Raw genomic sequence first — 18,646 nt, 5'->3', positions numbered from 1 at the left:
TATTCAGGCGGCGGCGGCCGCTCCGCCGAGCCAGCTCTGCAAGTCGATCAGCGCCCGGTCCGCCATCGCGCGCTTTCGTTCGCGACCCCGGTGGCGGCCCTCGATCGGCGGGAACAGGCCGAAATTGATGTTCATGGGCTGAAACGTCTTGGCGTCGGCGCCCTCGGTAATATGATTAAGGAGCGCGCCCAGGGCGGTGGTCGGCGGCGGCCCAAGGACCGCTTCTCCGCGTCGCCGCGCTGCCGCAAATCGGCCGGCGAGGAGACCTATGGCGGCGCTTTCGATGTAGCCTTCGACACCGGTGATCTGGCCGGCGAAACGAAGCCTCGGTTCGGCGTGGAGACGCAACTCCGCATCGAGCAATCGTGGCGCGTTGAGAAAGGTGTTGCGGTGCAGACCGCCAAGCCTGGCGAATTCCGCCTGTTCGAGGCCGGGAATTCGACGGAACACCTTCTTCTGGTCGGCGTATTTCAGCTTGGTCTGGAATCCGACCATATTATGGAGCGTGGCCAAAGCATTGTCCTGGCGAAGCTGGACCACGGCGTAGGCCCGCGTGCCGGTCCGCGGATCGGTCAGCCCAACCGGTTTCATGGGCCCGTAGCGCAGGGTATCGATGCCGCGTTCGGCCATGACTTCCATCGGCAGACAACCCTCGAAATAGGGGGTGTCCTTCTCCCACTGCTTGAACTCGGTTTTTTCGCCGTCGACTAGAGCGGCGATGAAATCGTGATACTGCTCTTGCGATAGCGGGCAATTGATGTAATCGCGGCCATCTCCCTTGTCGTAACGCGACTGGTACCACGCGACGCCGAAATCGATGCTGTCGGTATGGATAATCGGCGCGATCGCGTCGAAAAAGGCCAACGCCTCTTCACCGGTCAATTGGCCGATTGCTTCCGACAATGCCGGCGAGGTGAGGGGGCCGGTGGCGACGATGACCGAGTCCCAGTCGGGGGAAGGCAAGCCCTCGATTTCAGCACGCTCGATGGTGATGCGCGGATCGGCCTCGAGGATCGATTGAACCGTGGCGGAAAAATTTACACGATCGACGGCGAGCGCGCCGCCGGCAGGCACCCGGGCTTTATCCGCAGCCCGCATGATGACCGAGTCGCAGCGCCGCATTTCTTCATGGAGCAAGCCCACCGCGTTGTATGCCGCGTCGTCGGAGCGGAAGGAGTTCGAGCACACCAACTCGGCAAGGCCGTCGGTGAGATGGGCCTCCGTCCTGCGCTGCGGCCGCATCTCGTGAAGGACGACCAGGACGCCGACCCGCGCAACCTGCCACGCCGCTTCGCACCCGGCCAAACCGCCGCCGATAATGTGAACAGGATCCATGCCCAACCACGACCGTCAATCTACGAGCGACCTCAGATATAGGGCGGTGTGGCTCAAGGCAAGCGCGCGGGGGCGATATTGACGGTCAAACCGAGCACGTTGCGCCATGCGCAAGACTACCGTGGCGCCGTTCGGTGGCGCGGCGAACGCGTCGCGTGATCTGCTGCAATCTATCGCGAACGAATTCGCCAACATGATGCCAACCATGCCGAAAGACACGACTGCGTTCGACATGGGCGCGATGAAGGTGCCGCGCCAACTCCACACGAGTCGGCCAACTGACGTTCGCATCGAGGCGTTCGAGATACCGGTCCACTTCTCGCGTATACATTTGTGATCTCCATTCGTTTAGATATTTTGATAGAGATAACCGCCGGGAATCGCCTTGGTTTTCTCTCTTGTTCCCTGTTGATTCATATATTTATCGATCGACAATTGACAAACGACCATTGTTGCTCGATATGTTAGAAAAATTTGAAAGACGACATGGCGAAACTACCTTCCTTGAACGCCCTCCGGGCCTTTGACGTGGCAGCACGGCATCTGAACTTCAGCGAGGCCGCGACGGAATTGTTCGTCACCCCGGCGGCGATAAGCCACCAGATCAAGACGCTCGAGGCGGACCTCGGCACGCAATTATTCGTTCGCGGACACCGCGTGCTTAGCTTGACCGAAGCCGGGCGGACGTTATCGCCGGTGACACGCGATGCATTCGAACAATTGGCCGTCGCAACCCGGCAAGTGCGGGACAGCGGCAAGATGCGCCCGCTGAACGTTGCGTGCGCGCCTTCTTTTGGCGCCAAATGGTTGATTCCCCGCCTGCACCGGTTTCGGCGCCGGCAGCCCGACCTGGACATTCGGATCGACGCCAGCCCGACCCTACAGACCTATGGACAGGCGGGGATCGATATCGGTATCCGTTATGGCTCGGGAGTTTATAAGGACCTCGACGCAGAAAAATTGCTCGGCGATGAGGTCTTCCCGGTCTGCAGTCCTCGACTGCTTGAACGCGGTCCCAAATTGGAAGAGCCTCGCGATCTCATTCATCACGTCCTGCTCCATGACGAGCATGCCAGAAGCGACCCGACGTTTCCGGAGTGGTCGAATTGGCTGGCGGCGGCTGGCGCCACCGACATAGACCCGGACCGCGGAGACTTCTTCAATCAGACCGCGGTCGCGTATCAGGCGGCCAATGACGGCCAAGGCGTACTATTGGCCAAGAGCACGCTGGCCGCGGGAGACATCGCCGTCGGGCGGTTGGTGCGCCTATTCGATGTCGCGTTACCGGTCTCCTATGCGTATTACCTGGTCTATCCGCGCGGCGGGATCGTAGATCGACGGATTGCCGACTTTCGATCTTGGATACTGGACGAAGTCGCCGCGGATCGGGACAATGCGCCCAACGATGAATCGGCTGGATAGGGAACATCGCCATGCCAAAGCGTTCTGACCCGCGGGCCGGGGACTGGATCGAGACCTTCAAGGGAGCGGTCCTGGCGTCGGAGTACGACGCCGACACCCACATGAATACGCAGCTTTATTCGACGAGATTCGATCAGGCCACATGGTTCCTGCTGTGCGCGATCGGTATTACGCCTGCGGCCATGAAGAAGGAACGGAGGCGCTTCGCCGTCATCCGGCAGAGCTATCAACTGGTTCGCGAATTACGGGGCGGCGACCTCGTCTCCATCGAGAGTGGTTTCGTCGGCATCGGCGGCAAATACATACGGTTCATCCATCGCATGTTCGACAATGGCACCGGCGCGCTGATCGCGACCAGCGATTGCACGGCCGTCGTGGCCAGCCTGAAAACCGGGAAAAGCGTCGCCCTTCCGGCCAAGATTCGGACCAAGGCGCGAAAGCTCTTGGTCAGTTGGAATATCGCCGAGTTGGACAAATAGGACTCCGAGCGAGCGCAAATCACTTTTGCGCCACGATTCGGCGACCTGACTCGCCAATCGTGCTCGTCTATTCCGTGGACGGTGCTTCGGGTTGCCAATCGGCGCTGGCGGCGCGCCACCATTCCAGCCAAGATTCCCGGTCGTAGCCAAAGCGCTTTCCGGTCAATACGGTGAGCGCACCCACGATGTCGCCAACGAGCCATTCCGGATCCTCGTCGCGCGCCAGTCGCGCGATCACGGCCTCGATCGTGCACCGATCGGCCTGACCGATTTGGGCCGCCGCCCACAGCGCGGCCGGGGCAAGATCGAAGTATTTCTCGGCGCGGTTGGGAGGTGCCGTGAAGCGGCGGGACAGGAATTCGATCGGCACCCGGCCGCGTTCCGCCGCGGCCATCCCCCAGAGGATTATCCAATCTCTGAGCGCACCCGCAACGGCCGACGTGTTGCCGCCGATAAGCGGAAACGATAGATCGGGAGCATCGGCCGCGAGGGCCGCGTCATAGACGAACGCAGGGGCGTCGGTAGCCACATTCTGCCATACCCTATCCCGAAGAACTGCGCGGCCGTTGAAGGCCTCATGATCACCGATTAACCGGCTCAAACGATTGGCTTCCGCGTTCCAATCGGGCGCTCGAACCCAATTGACCGGCGGTCGCCGGGGAAGACGCGGGGTCTCATGACTTTCGGTCGGTAAGACCCGCGGCGCCTGCGGTCCCCAGAGAATGCCGCGACCATCGTCGCCGGTGCCGAGAACGTAGAGGTCCCGGTCTTGGAGCCAGATGTCCTCGGGTACGCCTCCGGAAAATTCGGCGACTTTTTCCCAAGTCCGGCCAGCGGCGCTTTGCCACACCGCGCCACCGACGTTTTCGCGGGTGATTGCCCAGAGGCCGTGTTCATTGGAAGCGATATCGCGCGCCCGCCAACCCGGCCAGGGCGGAGCCAGCCGCTGGCTGGATTCGCCGTCGCTGCTCCACACCGCGACACCGTCCGCTTCGTCAACGAGTCCATAGGCCCGATCGCCGCCGCTCGTCAGGGCCCGGATCGCGCGGCCGGCCGGCCACGAAGGAACATCGCGAACTTCGACGCCGTCATATTGAAGGAGTCGGCTTTCACCACGTTCGATGATGTGAGCGAAAAGCAGGTTGGAAGTTGCGGCGAGCCCGACGATCCGACTCACCCGTCCCTCGGGCGTTGGATGGTCGTAGATCTGCGCCCACGTCGCGCCGCCGTCGGAGGATGCCTGGAGGCCAGCCCGCCAGGCCGAGCTTGCGGCGATCAGCCGGTCTTGGAATTCGGCGAGAGCGTGGATATGAAAAATCTGCGCCGTCGGGACAATGTGGAAGGCCCACCGGGTTCCGTCCGTCACCGCCAGATCCCCCCAGCCGACGCTGAAACGGCTGTCTTCGGACGGCCAGTACAACAGTCCGGCGGCAACCAGTGGGTCCCCGGCATCTTGGCTGAACAAGTGTCGTTCGTAGCGCAACACACCGGTCGAAGGCTCGTAGCTGTATACGTCGGCGGAGTTGTGATTGACCCGGAGCGTGCCGTTCACGAACCACAAACGACCATCATACCCGATCGGCTTGGATAGGCTCGGCCACGGGCCCACCCGCGCCAGCTCGGCGAGCTCCATCGCCGCCGCCGAAACGGCCCCATGTGCCCATAGCAGGGCCGACAACGACACCAGGAGGACGAATCGTCTCGTCCGGCGGATGAAATGCTCAGTCACAACCGACGAGGTCGAAGACGTCTTGGGGCTCGGCGACGCCCTTGAGAACGTAAGCGCCCAAAGGGTTGCACATCATCTGGGCCATTCCGGCGAACTCGCGCGACGCCAAAACGGAACGGCCAAGATCGGCGGCCAAAGATTCGAGCCGGGCCGCGCGATTCACCGCCGGCCCAACGACCGTGAAGTCGAGGCGGTCGGCGGCGCCTATGTTGCCGTACATGACCTCGCCGACGTGGAGACCGATCCCGCATTCGATCGGGGGAAGACCTTGCTGTGCGTGTTCGGTATTGATTTCTTTCGTGCGCGCGAGGGCCTGGCGCGCGGCGGTCGCCGCCCGCATACAAGCCGGCGCGAGATCGGATTCATCCGGTCGACTGATGAAGATGGCCAAGATCGCGTCGCCGATGAACTTCAGAATCTCGCCGCCGTTGCGTTGGATGGGCTCGCCGAGGCAATCGAAATATCGGTTCAGATGCGCAATTACGTCCTTCAGGTCCATCGCCTCCGATATCGCAGTGAAACCACGCAAGTCACAAAGCCATATAACCGCCTCGATGATATCGCCGTCGCCGCGCTTGATACGGCCCCTGAGGACACGGCTGCCGGCCTGCCGACCGAGATACGTTTCGAGCAGCGTGCGCGCGGTGCGGCGGATTTCACTCAACTCTACAACGGCGCCAAGCGTCGGCATGATCGCGTCCATGGTCGCGATATCGAGGTCGGGGAAGCCGCCCGGGTCGCGGGTGGCGATGCTGTGAGCCGCCGGACGATCACCGCTGAACCGCATCGGGTTGATGACATAGTCGACAAAGCCTTGGGCAATGAGATCGTCGAGGATACTGAATTCGCGAACCGCATCGGGATCGTCGAGCCTGTACCGACGTCGTTTCGCGGTCTCGTAAACGGCATTGACCGGGCTGCGGCGGAAAAAGGGGGTATCCTCCACGCCGTGTTCGCGGCCCAATTCGACGGCGCCGCCGGCCTCGTGATTCCACAGCACTGTCTTGGCCATCAATTGCGGGTGCAGCTGCCGAATATGAAATGTGGCACGTTCGACCGGGAGGCCGATTTCCCGCAATTTGGTGCAGTAGCTGTGGGTGAAGTGCGTGATGCGACTGACGCGGACGCGCTCGGCCAACAGCCAATCGTTGACCGGCGCGGCCCTTTCACGCGCCGCGATCCCAAGTTCGTGAGCTGCGATTACCGGCAAGTCCATGGCGCTGAATCTGTGGCTTCGTCATCGAAATTGCAATGCGGGGCGGACAGATTGCACCTATTCTCGGTCAATTCGTACCGGCACCATTGCCGTTTTCAGAGGGTGCTTCGCGCTTGTTAAGTTAAGTCGCGAGGCGAGTTGGGAGTGATCGATGGAGAACTTGAGAGCCATCCACATCATTGGCGCCCACGCCGAGGGCGAAGTCGGTCACGTCATCGTTGGCGGCGTATTGCCGCCGCCCGGCGCCACCGTCAAAGCCCAGCGCGATTGGCTGCAAACCGAAGGCGACGCATTGCGCCGCCTGCTCATCCGCGAACCGCGCGGTGGCGTTTTCACCCACTACAATTTGATCGTGCCGGCAAAGGATCCCGCCGCGCAGGCGGGTTTCATCATCATGGAACCGATGGACTACCCGCCGATGTCGGGGTCCAACTCGATCTGCGTCGCGACGGTACTGCTGGAGACCGGGATGCTGCCACTCACGGAACCGGACACCGATCTCGTCCTCGAAACACCGGGCGGATTGGTAAAGATGCGGTGCGCCTGCAGCGGCGGGAAGGTCGATCGCGTCACGACCACGAACGTACCCTGTTATGTCGCCGCGCTCGATCAGATATTGGCGATCGACGGGTTCGGCGAAGTGCGCCTCGACATTTGCTACGGCGGCGCGTTTTTTGCCTTGGTCGAGGCCCAATCGGTCGGAATCGAAATCGTGCCGGAGAACGCCCGCGCGATTGTCGAGCTTGGCGAGCGAATCAAGGCCGCGGCGAGGCGCGAACATCGGCCCAATCACCCCACTCTCGGCGATGTCGGCGGCATTACCTTCGTGACTTTTCTGGGGCCGATTGAAATGGACGGCGGCACCAAAGCCGCGCGCAATGCAACCGTCATTTCGCCCGGCAAGATCGACCGCAGCCCGTGTGGCACCGCGTCCTCGGCACGGCTCGCGGCCATGCATGCGCGGGGCCAGCTTACCGTTGGTGAGTCTCTAATCTCGCGTAGTATTCTCGGCACCGAGTTTGGCATGTGTATCGAAGAGGAAACCGCGATCGCCGACATTCCGGCGATACGACCCTCGATTTCCGGGCGCGCATGGATCACCGGCCACCACGTCCAAATGCTCGATCCGCGCGATCCGTTTCCGGAGGGCTACAGCCTGACCGATACTGCCTATCAGCTTTTCTAGGGTCGCAGCCTCCCGGACCTCGCAAAATTGATTGCGCTGCGGCCCCTTTCTCATCTATTGGGAAAGCGATAGGCCGAGGCACGCAACAATGGACGTTGGCGAATACTAGACCGTTCCCGACAAGAGGCTATCCGCCATGAAAATCGCCTTCATCGGACTTGGCAATATCGGATTGCCGCTCGCTCGAAATCTTCACCGTGCCGGACACGATCTCGTCGTCACCGATTTGGATCGGCAGCGCGCCGATGCGCTTATCGCCGACGGCGCCAAATTCGCCGCCACCGCGGATGAAGCGGTCGCGGACGTCGATATTGCGATCACCTCGTTACCCAATCCACAGGCTGTCGCGGCTGTGGTTTCCGGGCCGCAGGGTATCCTGTCCGGGTTGCGACCAGGTGCGCTATGGATCGAGATGAGCACGACCGACGCTCGCGCGATGCAAGAATATGGCGAGGCGGTGCGATCGCGCGGGATCGACGTTCTCGAGGCGCCGATTACCGGTGGCTGCCATCGCGCGCATACTGGGGAGATCTCGATCCTGGTTGGTGGCGACGAAGGGGTGTTCGAACGCTACCGCCCGATAATCGAGATCATGGGTGGCGAGGTTCTTCATATTGGCCCGGTCGGTTCCGCGTCCGTGGTCAAGGTCATCACGAACATGCTCGCTTTCATCCACCTCTGGGGTGCCGGCGAGGCGCTCATGCTGGCCAAGCGATGCGGGGTCGACCTGACGAAGGCATTTCATGGAATTCGCATGTCGTCGGGAAACTCCTTCGTCCACGAAACCGAAAGCCAAGTTATCCTCAACGGCTCCTACAATATCGGCTTCACCATGGATTTGGCGCTCAAGGACCTGGCATTGACTCTTGCGCTGGCCGACGAAACGGAAACGCCGCTGGAAATGGCGCGCTTCGTCAACACCATTTTCGAACGGGCACGTGAGGCCTATGGCGGCCGCGCGTGGTCGACCGAAGTGGTGCGGTTGCTCGAAGACGAGTTGGGCGAGCAGCTGCGGGCGCCAGGATTTCCCGAGGTCCTGCCGGGAATGGAATCCGCGGTCAACGCATCCGATAGCAGCTAAAACGGCGGAGACGGGCTCGGTGGAGGTCCCCATCTTCGACATCGTCGACATCGACCTCTATCCCCTGGATCGAATGTCGAGTTCGGCCTACGTTGCGCTCCGCGACCGGTGCCGCAGGGACCTACAGAGCGACGGTTGCGCGGTTCTAAAAGGCTTCTTGCGGCCCCAATCGACTCCAATGCTGGCAGGCGAAGCCGACAGGGTCGCACCGAAAGCGCACCGCTCCTACAATCAGACCAATGCTTACTTCACGGTCGACGATCCCGGTTTGCCGTCCTGCCATCCGCGCCGCCGCTTCTATCCCCGTTCGAACGCATTCGTTCCGGCCGACAATTTCGGGGCCGACAGCCTGCTGCGAGCCATCTATGAGTGGCCGGCCTTCAGCGCCTTCGTTCAAGATGCATTGGAGGAGCCGGTGTTCTATCGCTATGCCGATCCCTTGGCCGATGTCATCGTCAACGTGGTCGAGCCTGGTGGCGGCTTTCCCTGGCACTTCGACACCAATAATTTCACCGTGACCCTGGCCATCCAGAACGGCGAAGGCGGGGGGCTGTTCGAGTATTGCCCCAATCTGCGGGGGCCGGAGGATGAGAACTACGGCGGTGTTGCCGCGGTCCTCGACGGCCATCGCGATCCGGTCCAAACATTGCACCTCGAGCCCGGAGACCTGCAAATATTCCGCGGCCGCTATTCGTTGCATCGTGTTAGCGCGGTCGCCGGAAGCCGATCGCGTTACGTCGGAATTTTTTCCTATGCGGAAGAGCCGGGCATGGTCGGTCGCCTGGAGCGTACCCACCAGCTCTATGGACGGGTGCTGCCCATCCACCTCGAGCGGGAAGCGGCTTTACGCGAAGACAAACTCGACGATTGATTTTAACGGGCATTCAGGTTGCCGTAACGGGCGGCCGCGCTTAAACAGATGCGACTTGGGTTGATGAGCTGTCGTAACGCCGCGTGGAACGGGAAATCTGGATGAGCAATACATCTCAGCCGCCTTCCGAACGGCCTACAGAGCGGGACCCGGGCCGGATCGGTCGCCGTTGGCTTTGGGGCGCCGTGATCGCCGGCCTTTGCGTGCCGCTTGCCGTCGTCGGGGGAGTCGGCACCGCGTTCTTGATATTGGGCATCGAAACCAATCAGAGCGGCGCTGTGTTCCATGCGATCCTCAGCTTCAGTGGACCTGAAATCTCGTTTCTCGCCCAGCTCTGCCTACTCAACGCGGCACCCTTCCTGATCTTCGGATTGGTCGCCCGCTATCTCATCACTCACCGCCTCGAAACCAGCAGGTATGTCCGACCGGTGGTGGCCGCAGGGCTGATTGCCCTTGTCGTATCCTCGACATTCCTGTGGGCTGCCACGGCGAGCTCGGTCTACCAAGTCTTGGGCGAGCTCCGCTCCACCGACCAAGACTGGCCGATTCTGGCCGTGCAGGGTTCGATCGTCGCGAACCTGGCGCTTGGGCTGGCTGCGTCCGCCATCGGTATGGGGCTGATATGGGTCCTGTGTTTGGTTTTCGGCGTCGTCAACCGCCGCCCCACATGAACCAGCGGCCGACGTAATCGCCGGAACCACAGGTCCCGACAATTTCTTGTTTGTGACCGCGGCGTAGTTTTGGCAAAACAGCACGGTCCTCACCGCGCCAGTCGCCGTTCGGCGCGTCGGACCTCAAGGGCAGCGTTAGTGTGTATATCCACGGAGCGTTAGACGTGCGCAGGTTCTTTATCAATTCGATCCTCATAATGGTCAGCCTCGCCATCGCCCTGGGGCTGGTCGAGATCGCCGTACGGCTGTTCTCGCCGGAGGCCATTCGGCCGCGATTTACCGTCGATCTCGGCCACGGAATACGCGGCAACGAGCCGAATTTAGAAGTCACCTATTTCGTCCCCGGCCAATACGAAGCGGTCTACCACACAAACAGTGTCGGCATGCGCGGGCGCCGCGATTACGAGACGACGAAACCCGCCGATGTTTGTCGTGTTGCGGTGGTCGGAGATTCTTTCGCTTTCGGCGAGGGTGTGGCGGACGGCGAGGTGGTCACTGCGGTGCTCGAGGAAACGCTAAACAGGACCGCCAACGGGACCGTCTTCGAAGTCCTCAATTTCGGTATTCCGGGCATCGGAACGGCGGAAGAGCTGGTCCTCTATCAGAACCACGTGCGCAGCTACCGGCCTGATTTGGTTGCCGTGCTCTATTTCAACAACGATACCGGAAACTCCCTGGTCAGCGGCCTTTATGAGCTTGATGACGCGGGCAACCTCGTGCGCGCCGCCGACCAATACATACCCGGCGTCGAAGTGCGCGCGGCGATGCATGCGAACCCGATCCTGCGGTGGCTGAGCAACAATTCTCAGGCCTGGAACCTGGTTCGTAACCGCTTGTCGGCTTTCATCCATGAGCAGCGTCTGGCGGAACAGGGGCTCGGGTCCTACGATGCCGAGGATCCCCAAGCGGTCAAGTTGACCCGGCAGGTTTTTGTCGAATTCGTCAATGTCGTCGCCGCCGATGACGCGGCCATCGTCGTATTCGCGATTCCGGATCGCGATATGACCAGCAACTTTCCCCTGACCGCCGCCGAACTCGAGGCGGCGGGCGCCGTTTTCATCGATGGGCGGAATGTCATTTCGACCGACGATTACTACACGATCGATGGCCACTGGAGAGAAACCGGCCACGCCAAGGCCGCCACGGCAGTTGCCGATGTCATGCGCGCCGGGTGGGAATCGGCCGGCGGCGCGTGCCGGCTTCAATAGGCGCCGATGCCGTGGTGCCTGTGAAACGTTGGCATTTCAGGTGGCGGGGGCGGGGTCCTCGTCCTCGCCGAAGCAAAGAACATTACCGTCCGGATCCGTAACCTCGAACTCGCGCATGCCGTACACCGTCTTCTCGATCGGCCGCGTTATGGGTGCGCCCGATTGTACAAGTTCAGTGTGAAGAGTCTCGAGGCCGGCAACATGAAAGTAGGCATTCCATGATTCGGCATGCGGTGCCGCAGCCCCGTGCCAGGCGTCGATGAACACGACGCTCCGCCCGCGCTCGAAGATGCCGAACCGCGGCGGGTCGCCGCCTTCTTCGACGATGGTGAAGCCGAGTGCGTCGACGTAGAAGGCCTTGCTTCGCGGATAGTCGGCCGAGCGTAAGACCGGCGTGGCGCGAAGGAATCGGCTGTCGGTGTCAGCGACCACCGCGTTTCGCTTTCATTACCGCGCTCAACTCGCCTTCTTGCGTTTACGGCGCGCCGGAGTCCCGAGATAAGTGGCGAGATATTGACCGGTGTAGCTCTCGGCCGTGTCGGCGACCTTCTCGGGCGTTCCCACCGCAACCAGCCGGCCGCCTTTGTCGCCGCCTTCCGGTCCCAAGTCTATGATCCAGTCGGCGGTCTTTATGACTTCGAGGTTGTGTTCGATGACGACGACCGTGTTGCCTTGTTCGACCAAGGCATGGAGGACTTCCATCAACCGCCGCACATCCTCGAAATGAAGCCCCGTCGTCGGCTCGTCGAGGATGTAGAGGGTCTTCCCGGTCGCCCGGCGCGACAGCTCCTTGGCCAGCTTGACGCGCTGGGCCTCGCCGCCCGACAACGTCGTCGCTGGCTGTCCGACATGGATGTAACCCAGCCCGACCTTGCGCAAGGTCTCGAGTTTGTCGCGGATCGCCGGTACCGCCTTGAAAAACTCGGCGCCTTCTTCGACTGTCATGTCGAGGACGTCGGCAATCGATTTTTCCTTGAAGGTCACTTCTAGGGTTTCGCGGTTGTAGCGCTGGCCCTTGCAGACGTCGCACTGAACGTAGACGTCGGGCAGGAAGTGCATTTCGATCTTGATGACGCCGTCGCCCTGGCACGCCTCGCAACGGCCGCCCTTGACATTGAACGAGAAGCGGCCGGGCTTGTAGCCACGCGCCTTCGATTCCGGAAGGCCCGAGAACCAATCTCGAATCGGCGTGAAAGCACCGGTATAGGTGGCCGGGTTCGAGCGCGGCGTACGGCCGATCGGGGATTGATCGATATCGACGATCTTGTCGATGAAATGCAGTCCCGAAACGTCATCGTGCTCGCCCGGCGCCCCGCGGGCGTTGAACAACTTGCGTGCCACCGCCTTGTAGAGGGTCTCGATGATCAGGGTCGATTTGCCGCCCCCGGAAACGCCGGTCACGCAGGTGAAAGTGCCGAGCGGTATCTCGACGTCGAGGTCCTGCAGGTTGTTGGCGCGGGCGCCATGGACCGCGAGCTTCTGCCCCTTGTGGCCGGAACGCCGGTCGGCCGGCGTGGGGATTTGGCGAAACCCGGTCAGGTACTGCGCGGTAAGGCTTGCCGACACCTTCATCACCTGGTCCGGTTTGCCCTTGGCGACGAGATGGCCGCCGTGAATGCCGGCGCCGGGGCCGAGATCGATGAGATAATCGGCGGAGCGGATCGCTTCCTCGTCGTGCTCGACGACGATGACCGTGTTACCCAGATCGCGGAGCCGCTCCAGGGTGTCGAGCAGGCGCCGGTTGTCGCGCTGATGGAGGCCGATCGACGGCTCGTCGAGGACATAAAGCACACCGGTCAATCCCGAGCCGATCTGCGAGGCGAGACGGATGCGTTGGCTCTCGCCACCGGACAGCGTGGCCGACGCGCGTGACAGCGTCAGATATTCGAGTCCGACATTGTTGAGGAAGCCGAGGCGTTCGTTAATCTCCTTGAGAATTCGGTAAGCGATATCCTGCTGCTTCTGGGTCAAGCGGCCGTTGAGGCCGCCGAACCACTCGCCGGCCCCGGCGATCGACATCTCGGCGACTTGGCCGGCATGGAGGCCGTCGATCTTTACTGCCAGCGCCTCCGGCTTGAGACGGTACCCACCGCACGCCTCGCAGGTCGTCGAGGTTTGAAATTTCGCCAATTCCTCGCGGATCCAGGCGCTGTCGGTTTCCCGCCAGCGCCGCTCCATGTTGCGGATCACGCCTTCGAACGGCTTGGTCGTCTTATAGGTGCGGAGGCCATCGTCGTAGGCCATGGTTATCGCCGTTTCGCCGCTGCCGTAGAGAATTGTCTGCCGTACCTTCTTGGGCAACTTTCCGAACGGCGTCGTCATCCGTGCCTTGAAGTGCCGGGTCAGGCTCTCAAGAGTCTGCCGGTAATAGGGCGAGGAGCTGTTGGCCCACGGTGCCACGGCACCGTCGGCCAAGGTCTTGCCGGAATCGGGCACGACGAGGTCGGGGTCGATATACATCTCCGTGCCCAGCCCGTCGCAGGCCGGGCACGCGCCGAAGGGATTGTTGAACGAAAACAGCCGCGGTTCGATTTCGTCGATGGTGAAACCGCTGACCGGGCAGGCGAACTTAGCCGAATAGGGCGTCCGTTCGCCACTGTCGGCGTTTTCCATGAAAACCAGGCCGTCCGCTATGTGGAGCGCGGTTTCCAGGCTGTCGGCAAGGCGTGTCCCGAGGTCCGATCGGACGACGACGCGGTCGACGACGATCTCGATATCGTGCTTGCGCTTTTTGTCGAGGGTGGGGGTGGCGTCGATCTCATACATCTCCCCGTCGATCTTGACCCGGGTGAAACCGCGTTGCTGGAGCTCGCTCAGCTCCTTGCGGTACTCGCCCTTGCGTCCGCGCACGATCGGGGCCAGCAGGTAGAGCCGCGTGCCGTCGTCCATCGCCAGGATGCGGTCGACCATTTGGCTCACCGTCTGGCTTTCGATCGGCAGGCCTGTGGCCGGCGAAAACGGCGTCCCGACGCGGGCGAATAGCAGCCGCAAATAGTCGTAGATCTCGGTCACCGTCCCGACCGTTGAGCGCGGGTTCTTCGACGTCGTCTTTTGCTCGATCGAGATCGCCGGCGACAGGCCCTCGATCGATTCGACGTCCGGCTTCTCCATCAGCTCGAGGAATTGTCGGGCATAGGCGGACAGGCTTTCGACGTAGCGGCGCTGGCCCTCGGCATAGATGGTGTCGAAGGCGAGCGAGGACTTGCCGGAGCCGCTGAGCCCGGTGATCACGGTCAAGCTGCCGCGCGGGATATCGACGTCGATATCCTTGAGGTTGTGTTCGCGCGCGCCGCGGATGCGAATGCTTTTCGCCGCCATATCCAATGCCGTGGGTCGGGGTTGGGACCGGTCCTCAATATAGGGTCAAGGCAGCCCTGAAGGCGACTCCCCGCCGCCACTTTTCCACAGAAAAAGCGGCTGGCCCGACGCGCGCCGATGCGTGTAGAGTGCGGCCACAATCACGCCATCCGGGGGTACTCATGGCAGGCAGCGTCAACAAGGTCATTTTGGTCGGCAATCTGGGCCGCGATCCGGAAATCCGCTCGACTCAGAGCGGGCAGAAGGTGGCCAATCTCTCCGTCGCGACCTCGGAACAGTGGCGCGACAAGAGCACCGGGGAGCGCCGCGAACGGACCGAATGGCACCGTGTCGTGATTTTCAACGACAATCTGTGCGACGTTGTCGAGAAGTACCTGCGCAAGGGCATGAAGGTCTACCTCGAAGGACAGCTCCAGACGCGAAAATGGCAGGATCAGTCGGGCCAGGATCGCTATACCACCGAGATCGTCCTGCAGCGGTTCCGTGGCGACCTGCAGATGCTCGACCGCGCCGGTGACAGTGGCGGAGGCGCTATTGACGGCGGTGGTGGAGGCGGCGGTGGCGACCTCGGTGGTCCTCCCGGCGGTGGCGATGACCTCGATGACGATATTCCGTTTTGAACCTGGAGGGATGATCGATCACGGTCGCCGTCATATCTTCGATCCTGACCGACACCCATTTTCGCGAAAAATCCTCCATCCGCATGAATGCCGGGACGGGTTTCCCGGTCGCCTGACTGGTCGTTCCTGGCGCGGCGGTTTGATCACTCTGGACGACTTCGAGCGCCGCCGCGATTGTGCCTGACGCGGGTCGAATTTCGCCAAATCGCAGGTGCAAAAAGCAGTCAAATTGGTGTAATATTCGGGGTCTCTGACGGAGCCGATCAGGCCCCGGATAAATCATTGAAATATTTGGAATAATCATTTGGCCACCGAACCTCAAACGCCCGGCCACAACGTCACGCCAATCACCATCGAAGACGAGATGCGGCGCTCCTATCTCGATTACGCGATGAGCGTGATCGTGAGCCGCGCATTGCCGGACGTGCGCGACGGTTTGAAACCGGTCCACCGCCGCATCCTCTATGCCATGAAGGAGGGCGGCTACGATTGGAACCGCCCGTTCCGCAAGGCGGCACGTATCGTCGGCGACGTCATGGGTAAGTATCACCCGCATGGCGATACGGCGATCTATGACGCATTGGTGCGGATGGCTCAGGATTTTTCGATGCGCCTGCCGCTGATCGAAGGGCAGGGCAATTTCGGTTCCATGGACGGCGATCCGCCGGCCGCGATGCGTTACACCGAAGCACGCCTTGCCCGAGCCACCGAGCCTCTGCTCGACGACATCGACAAAGAGACCGTCGACTTTCAAGTCAATTACGACGAGACGGTCGAGGAACCGACGGTGCTTCCGGCGAAATACCCGAACGTTCTGGTCAACGGCGCCGGCGGAATCGCGGTCGGCATGGCGACGAACATCCCGCCGCACAACCTGGGCGAAGTGCTCGACGCCTGCCTCGCTTTCATCGACAACCCGGAAATGTCGCTCGACGAGCTCAACGTGATCGTTCCCGGGCCGGACTTCCCGACCGGCGGAATCATCCTCGGGCGGTCAGGGATTCGCGCCGCCTACCACACCGGACGCGGTTCGATTGTGATGCGCGGGCGGGCTCATATCGAGGACATGGCCAAGGACCGCAAGGCCATCATCGTCACCGAGATCCCCTATCAGGTGAACAAGGCGCGGATGATCGAACGTATCGCCGACATCGTCCGCGAAAAAACGGTCGAGGGCATATCGGATCTTCGTGACGAGTCCGACCGCCACGGCGTCCGCGTCGTCGTTGAAGTCAAGCGCGATGCGGTGCCCGAGGTCGTGCTCAACCAGCTCTACAAATTCACGCCATTGCAGACCAGCTTCGGCATCAACACCCTCGCCCTCAATCGCGGCAGGCCGGAAGTGATGAACCTGCGCGACATCGTCGCCGTCTTCATCGAGTTCCGCGAAGAAGTCATCACCCGGCGCACCGTTTTCGAGCTCGGCAAGGCGCGGCAACGGGCCCACGCCTTGGTCGGACTGGCGATCGCGGTGGTCAATCTGGATAAGATCATAAAGTTGATCCGTGCGGCCAAGGATCCGGTCATCGCGCGTCAACAACTGATTGAAACGCCGTGGCCGGCCGGCGACGTCGCGCCCCTGATCGAGTTGGTCGACGAGCCGGGGCGCGGCGTTACCGATGGCGCCTATTCGCTTTCCGATGCCCAGGCCAAGGCGATTCTGGATCTGCGTCTGCACCGCCTGACCGGTCTGGAGCGCGAGAAAATCGCCAACGATCTGCGCGAGATCGTCGATCAGATCGCTGAATTTCTCGGCATCCTCGAATCGCGAGACAAGCTGCTCGATGTCCTGCGCGGCGAATTGCGCGATGTCCACGAACGATTCGCCAATGATCGCCGGACGGAGATCGAGGATTCCGAATTCGAGCACGATATCGAAGACTTGATTCAGCGCGAAGAGATGGTGGTTACCGTCACCCACGGCGGCTACATCAAGCGTGTCCCATTGTCGACCTATCGTGCCCAGCGCCGCGGCGGTAAGGGTCGGGCCGGGATGCAGACGCGCGAGGACGATTTCGTCAGCCAGGTCTTTGCCATCAATACCCATACACCGGTCTTGTTCTTCAGCTCGCGCGGCATCGTCTACAAAATGAAAGTCTACCGGCTGCCGCTCGGTACGCCCCAGGCCCGCGGCAAGGCGTTGGTCAACTTGCTGCCGCTGGAGGAAGGCGAAACGATTTCGACCGTCCTGCCGCTCCCCGAGGAAGAGGAGAATTGGAAGGATTTGCATGTCGTCTTCGTTACCGCAGCGGGCAACGTGCGGCGCAACACGCTCGAGGATTTCATTCACGTCAAGGCCAACGGCAAGATCGCGATGAAGCTTGGCGAGGGCGACCGGCTGATCGGCGTTCGTACTTGCACCGTCAACGACGACATCTTGATCTCGACTCGCGCCGGCAAATGCATCCGTTTCTCGGCAACAGACGTCCGCGTGTTCAGCGGACGAACCTCGACCGGTGTGCGTGGTATTCGGCTGGCCAAGAACGACGAGGTCATCTCGATGTCGATTTTGCGTCACGCCGAGCTCGAGACCGAGACGCGAGACGCCTACATCCGGATCGCCAACGCGAGACGGCGGAGCGAGGAGCAGGACGACATAGAAGTCGATCTCGACGAAGCGGTTATCGGGCAGCTCGCGACCGACGAGCAGTTCATCCTGACCATAACAGAGAACGGTTTCGGCAAGCGGACCTCCGCTTATGAATACCGGGTAACAGGGCGCGGCGGGCAAGGCATTGCCAATATCGAAACCTCTGAACGCAACGGCAATGTGGTCGCCTCGTTCCCGGTCGAAGGCCGCGACCAGGTGATGATGATCACCGACGCCGGCCAAGTCATTCGCAGCCCGGTCGCGGATATCAGCATTCAATCGCGCAAAACCCAAGGCGTCACCCTGTTCAAGGTGGGCAAGGGTGAGCACGTGGTCTCGGTCGCATGGCTCGCCGAGGTCGCGGAAGACGACGGCAATGAGGACTGATCGCCGCCGCAGGCAATGCAGGGGGAAAACAGGTGGCAGGTGAACGAATAGGCGTATACCCGGGTACCTTCGACCCGATCACCGGCGGCCATGTCGATATTATCCGCCGCGCGCTGGTAATCGCCGACCGGCTGATCATCGGCATCGCGACCAACGACGGGAAAGGCCCGTTGTTCGACGTCGACGACCGTATCGCCATGGCGCGCGAGGAAGTCGACGCCAAGCTCGGTGATGACGCGGCGCGGGTCGAGATTCGGCCGTTCGATATCCTTCTGGTGAATTTCGCGTCGGAATGCGGCGCGCGAATGATCGTCCGCGGGCTCAGGGCGGTGTCCGATTTCGAGTACGAATTTCAGATGGCGGGCATGAACGCACGTATCAATCCGGAAATCGAGACCGTGTTCCTTATGGCCTCGGAGAAGCAGACTTTCGTTTCGTCGCGCTTCGTCAAGGAGATTGCAAAGCTCGGCGGTGATGTCAGCAGCTTCGTGTCGCCGCGCGTGGTGGCGCGGCTTACGGCGAAATTTTCGTAG

16 protein-coding genes are annotated in these 18,646 nt (G+C 61.6%); 11 read left to right on the top strand and 5 right to left on the bottom strand.

The features are described 5' to 3' along the window. Positions 1-3 precede the first annotated feature (3 nt). The gene (locus GY791_06530) at positions 4-1,335 is read right to left on the bottom strand and encodes a methylenetetrahydrofolate--tRNA-(uracil(54)-C(5))-methyltransferase (FADH(2)-oxidizing) TrmFO (protein MCP4328076.1); all 1,332 of its coding nucleotides are present in this window, start codon (positions 1,333-1,335) and stop codon (positions 4-6) included. A 106-nt stretch (positions 1,336-1,441) separates the two neighbouring features. On the opposite strand from GY791_06530, the gene GY791_06525 reads away from it, so the two are divergent. The 3 genes from GY791_06525 (at position 1,442) to GY791_06515 (ending at position 3,236) form a co-directional block, all read left to right on the top strand. Further along, positions 1,442-1,672: a hypothetical protein gene (locus GY791_06525; protein ID MCP4328075.1), complete on the top strand. Its 231-nt coding sequence runs from the start codon at positions 1,442-1,444 to the stop codon at positions 1,670-1,672. Positions 1,673-1,821: 149 nt separating this feature from the next. Beyond that, a complete protein-coding gene (gene gcvA / locus GY791_06520) occupies positions 1,822-2,757 on the top strand; it encodes a transcriptional regulator GcvA (GenBank protein ID MCP4328074.1) in 936 nt (311 codons plus the stop codon). An 11-nt stretch (positions 2,758-2,768) separates the two neighbouring features. Then, positions 2,769-3,236, top strand: a complete 468-nt coding sequence (locus GY791_06515; GenBank protein MCP4328073.1) for a hypothetical protein — start codon at positions 2,769-2,771, stop codon at positions 3,234-3,236. Between the two features lie 67 nt (positions 3,237-3,303). On the opposite strand, the gene GY791_06510 is transcribed toward GY791_06515, so the two are convergent. Both GY791_06510 and GY791_06505 read right to left on the bottom strand, forming a co-directional pair. Next, positions 3,304-4,965 (bottom strand): hypothetical protein, encoded by a 1,662-nt coding sequence (locus GY791_06510; GenBank protein ID MCP4328072.1) that lies wholly within the window; start codon positions 4,963-4,965, stop codon positions 3,304-3,306. Beyond that, positions 4,958-6,181, bottom strand: coding sequence for an adenylate/guanylate cyclase domain-containing protein (locus tag GY791_06505; protein ID MCP4328071.1), 1,224 nt, complete (start codon positions 6,179-6,181; stop codon positions 4,958-4,960). Before GY791_06505 ends, GY791_06510 begins: the two co-directional genes overlap by 8 nt. 151 nt (positions 6,182-6,332) lie before the next feature. On the opposite strand from GY791_06505, the gene GY791_06500 reads away from it, so the two are divergent. The 5 genes from GY791_06500 (at position 6,333) to GY791_06480 (ending at position 11,198) form a co-directional block, all read left to right on the top strand. Next, complete coding sequence (locus GY791_06500) at positions 6,333-7,367, top strand: proline racemase family protein (GenBank protein ID MCP4328070.1); 1,035 nt, start codon at positions 6,333-6,335, stop codon at positions 7,365-7,367. A 136-nt stretch (positions 7,368-7,503) separates the two neighbouring features. Further along, positions 7,504-8,448, top strand: coding sequence for an NAD(P)-dependent oxidoreductase (locus tag GY791_06495; protein MCP4328069.1), 945 nt, complete (start codon positions 7,504-7,506; stop codon positions 8,446-8,448). A gap of 73 nt (positions 8,449-8,521) precedes the next feature. After that, positions 8,522-9,319, top strand: a complete 798-nt coding sequence (locus GY791_06490) for a hypothetical protein (GenBank protein MCP4328068.1) — start codon at positions 8,522-8,524, stop codon at positions 9,317-9,319. Positions 9,320-9,420: 101 nt separating this feature from the next. After that, positions 9,421-9,990: a hypothetical protein gene (locus GY791_06485; GenBank protein MCP4328067.1), complete on the top strand. Its 570-nt coding sequence runs from the start codon at positions 9,421-9,423 to the stop codon at positions 9,988-9,990. Between the two features lie 164 nt (positions 9,991-10,154). Then, the gene (locus GY791_06480) at positions 10,155-11,198 is read left to right on the top strand and encodes a hypothetical protein (protein ID MCP4328066.1); all 1,044 of its coding nucleotides are present in this window, start codon (positions 10,155-10,157) and stop codon (positions 11,196-11,198) included. Between the two features lie 36 nt (positions 11,199-11,234). Here GY791_06480 and GY791_06475 read toward each other — a convergent pair whose 3' ends face one another. Together GY791_06475 and uvrA are read right to left on the bottom strand one after the other, a co-directional pair. Continuing rightward, positions 11,235-11,630 (bottom strand): hypothetical protein, encoded by a 396-nt coding sequence (locus GY791_06475; protein MCP4328065.1) that lies wholly within the window; start codon positions 11,628-11,630, stop codon positions 11,235-11,237. Positions 11,631-11,654: 24 nt separating this feature from the next. After that, positions 11,655-14,516, bottom strand: coding sequence for an excinuclease ABC subunit UvrA (gene uvrA / locus GY791_06470; protein ID MCP4328064.1), 2,862 nt, complete (start codon positions 14,514-14,516; stop codon positions 11,655-11,657). A 161-nt stretch (positions 14,517-14,677) separates the two neighbouring features. Between uvrA and ssb the strand changes: the two genes are divergently transcribed. From ssb to coaD, 3 genes are all read left to right on the top strand, one after another. After that, positions 14,678-15,136 (top strand): single-stranded DNA-binding protein, encoded by a 459-nt coding sequence (gene ssb / locus GY791_06465; protein ID MCP4328063.1) that lies wholly within the window; start codon positions 14,678-14,680, stop codon positions 15,134-15,136. A 364-nt stretch (positions 15,137-15,500) separates the two neighbouring features. After that, positions 15,501-18,113 carry a DNA gyrase subunit A gene (gene gyrA / locus GY791_06460; GenBank protein ID MCP4328062.1) on the top strand — a complete coding sequence of 871 codons (2,613 nt, stop codon included), beginning with the start codon at positions 15,501-15,503 and terminating at the stop codon, positions 18,111-18,113. A gap of 32 nt (positions 18,114-18,145) precedes the next feature. Beyond that, the gene (coaD, locus tag GY791_06455; GenBank protein MCP4328061.1) at positions 18,146-18,646 is read left to right on the top strand and encodes a pantetheine-phosphate adenylyltransferase; all 501 of its coding nucleotides are present in this window, start codon (positions 18,146-18,148) and stop codon (positions 18,644-18,646) included.

It is taken from the genome of Alphaproteobacteria bacterium (assembly GCA_024244705.1).
Classification (GTDB): Bacteria; Pseudomonadota; Alphaproteobacteria; order JAAEOK01; family JAAEOK01; genus JAAEOK01.
This window is presented reverse-complemented; position numbering and strand designations above follow the sequence as displayed.